The organism is Polynucleobacter sp. Latsch14-2, from assembly GCF_018881925.1.
GTDB lineage: Bacteria > Pseudomonadota > Gammaproteobacteria > Burkholderiales > Burkholderiaceae > Polynucleobacter.
Map to the genome: position 1 here is coordinate 1 of NZ_JACVPL010000034.1, position 2,420 is coordinate 2,420.

Annotated in this window: 5 protein-coding genes; 1 reads left to right on the forward strand and 4 read right to left on the reverse strand. The window is 40.5% G+C overall.

Annotated elements, in window-relative coordinates; translation table 11 throughout:
• From ICN46_RS11800 to ICN46_RS11815, 4 genes are all read right to left on the reverse strand, one after another.
• On the reverse strand, window positions 1-311 hold a 311-nt coding region (locus ICN46_RS11800; protein ID WP_216209095.1), incomplete at its 3' end, for a hypothetical protein.
• Window positions 312-398: 87 nt separating this feature from the next.
• The gene (locus tag ICN46_RS11805) at window positions 399-749 is read right to left on the reverse strand and encodes a DUF5615 family PIN-like protein (RefSeq protein ID WP_215317028.1); all 351 of its coding nucleotides are present in this window, start codon (window positions 747-749) and stop codon (window positions 399-401) included.
• Complete coding sequence (locus ICN46_RS11810; RefSeq protein ID WP_215317030.1) at window positions 746-970, reverse strand: DUF433 domain-containing protein; 225 nt, start codon at window positions 968-970, stop codon at window positions 746-748. The genes ICN46_RS11805 and ICN46_RS11810 overlap by 4 nt, the downstream gene beginning before the upstream one ends.
• A gap of 117 nt (window positions 971-1,087) precedes the next feature.
• Window positions 1,088-1,534 carry a DUF6641 family protein gene (locus tag ICN46_RS11815; protein WP_216209098.1) on the reverse strand — a complete coding sequence of 149 codons (447 nt, stop codon included), beginning with the start codon at window positions 1,532-1,534 and terminating at the stop codon, window positions 1,088-1,090.
• Window positions 1,535-1,905: 371 nt separating this feature from the next.
• On the opposite strand from ICN46_RS11815, the gene ICN46_RS12080 reads away from it, so the two are divergent.
• Window positions 1,906-2,355, forward strand: a complete 450-nt coding sequence (locus ICN46_RS12080) for a hypothetical protein (protein WP_255538855.1) — start codon at window positions 1,906-1,908, stop codon at window positions 2,353-2,355.
• Window positions 2,356-2,420: the final 65 nt, after the last annotated feature.

Consider the following 2,420-nt stretch of genomic DNA (forward strand, 5'->3'; position numbering starts at 1 on the left):
TGGGCTCGTTTAATCTTTTGTCGATTACGCTCTGCCTTTAATGCCTTACTAGCAGTGTCTTTCTGATTTTGTAAGCTAGCCACCCTAGCCTGCTCGGGTGTTTGCGGCGGCTTAGCTTTAATTGAAGAAATAACCTCATCAATCATTTGATGCCCCCTGCTTTCATGGGTGACGAGTGATGGTTGACTAGCTAGGCTATCCATCCCAAATTGATATTGCAAAATTAATCTAGCGTGAATTGGATTTGTGGCAAAAACAGCCGTATTTACTAACTGACCCTTGATCCTGACATAGGCTTGATATTTATTCATGCAAGTATTTAGCCAGTCTTATTTTGACTGACTAAAACTAAAGGCGCCTAATGCGCCTTTAGAGTGAAATGGGTATCAGTAATTGAGCTACTCATGCGTAATCAAACCATCACTAGTAATCTCTATAAAACGATGGTCCTCAAATGCTTTCGCAACAGCAGATAAGTTCGCTTGCAACAGATTCTCTAAATTGCGATTGGATATATTGCCAGTAGAAATTAACAGTAAAGCAGGTTCGCCGTTTAACAAAAAAGCCTGTACAAAGTCATCGTCTTTGGTGACTACAACTCGAGCTTCTTTAATAGCGCAAGCAATGACATCTTTATCTGGAGTTGCATTTTTGAGAGGTAGATCAGAGGTATGAATAGCATCATGTCCTTGAGCCTCCAACCAACCAACAAATCGCTTTGGCAGTTGGGCGTCTACTAAAAACTTCATGCCACCAAACGCTCAAATCGTTTAACATGACTTAATCTTGCAGCATAGGCAAGAGACGCCAAAATATCTTCTTTGTTAAGGTCTGGATAGTCAGCCAAAATCTCTTCGGTACTCATGCCGCTAGCCAGCCACTCTAAAACATTTTCTACGGGGTAACGCAAGCCGCGAATACAGGGCTTGCCATGGCAAATAACCGGATCAACAGTGATTAAATTAGCCATTTGAATCTCCTTTCGCATCATAATTTGGCTTGTTAAAGCATGGGTAGATTTTATACTGCTAGACCAAAAATTAGCATCTTTTCTTTAGAGCAATACTGCCATTGCTCTAAAGACCCCTTATAGCTGCCTCTTAAAGCCACTGCCAAGACTAGAGCTCGCTAACTCAATCTGGGGATCTAAATCCCCTGCTTCCACAGCAATCTTAACTGTTTCTAGTGCCTTAATTAAGTCCTCGGCACTATCAACTTGAATACTGGGCTTGCCTTTGGCTAATTCAATTGTGCAAGCTCCATATCTAATGGAAACACAGACATTCCCTTCTTCAGTCTGAAACCACCACGGCTTAATGCGCTTTGGGACTTCTACATGCTTACGAATCCCTGTCTCCTTATCTTTGATGCTACGAAACTTCATTAGCACAAAAGGTGTGCCTGAGATCTGTCCTTTCGCTAGCTGGATCTGCTCCCATAATCGACTTGAAAGTTTATTCCTCCGAATCACAATCGCTGGTTGATGAGCCGGCTTCTTGAGAGCCACTAGTTTTAATGCGGTCAATGCGCTCATATTCCCTCCTATAAATGAAAGAGCTATTTCAATTTATTTTCGGAATAAGGAATTGGACAACCTCTTTTTTATTTTGACTAATTTTGAGCCAGAAATTAATGGGTTTTCTTAACAAAAGCTAAATACTTTTGCGAGTTGCTGTGTTTCAAAGTACGGTCGCAAATAGATAAAGAAGTTACTGGTAGTGAGTTACTAGTTACTCGAGTGGCAAATGAGTAGCTCTGACTAGCAACACGACTTAGTGACTATCTCTTTGAGATCTGCAACTGAACTTAAAGCAACATCTTTTTGGATCTACTCCTCTAGCAACCAAGCTACGAAAGCAACAGCTCGCAACGAGAACTCAATCAATTTTAAAAAAGGAGAACGATATGAGAGAAATTGCAGTTAGAGGATTTATGAACGAGAAATTTAATACCACCTTCGGTAAAGGCTTATTTAGAAGAGCGATGTTTAATGGCTCAGTAGAGCTAGGCAGTCCAAATCAAAAATACTTAGTGGATTACTTTGAATATAGCAATTGGGAAAATACTGCCAAAACAGATAAGCAGATGGCCGTTGTTCGAAAACTCAGTGATGCTGGTATTGCAGGTCAAGCTGGAGTTTTAATGTCTTGGATCCAACATTACGATCCACTGACCAAAACAAAACTAGGTGTTGGTGGATTTAGCATCTACTCCCCAGAAACCAAGGAGCTACATGTAGAGATTGAGGATTTAGCAAACAACACCAAGGATTCCTGGACGCTAGATGTACATCTTTGTAAAAGTACTGGCGTTAATAAGCCAGTGTTTATAGCAACCAATGTGGATTTGAACTAATTGACGCTTTAAATTTATACAAAATTTACCTCAAAAAAGCCCTATACGCAAAGATCTAACAGCTT

What these genes read in the sequence shown, in the direction of transcription:
- ICN46_RS12080 (WP_255538855.1), top strand. Translation starts at nt 1,906, where the DNA reads ATGAGAGAAATTGCAGTTAGAGGATTTATGAACGAGAAATTTAATACC.
- ICN46_RS11815 (WP_216209098.1), bottom strand. Translation starts at nt 1,534, where the DNA reads ATGAGCGCATTGACCGCATTAAAACTAGTGGCTCTCAAGAAGCCGGCT.
- ICN46_RS11805 (WP_215317028.1), bottom strand. Translation starts at nt 749, where the DNA reads ATGAAGTTTTTAGTAGACGCCCAACTGCCAAAGCGATTTGTTGGTTGG.
- ICN46_RS11810 (WP_215317030.1), bottom strand. Translation starts at nt 970, where the DNA reads ATGGCTAATTTAATCACTGTTGATCCGGTTATTTGCCATGGCAAGCCC.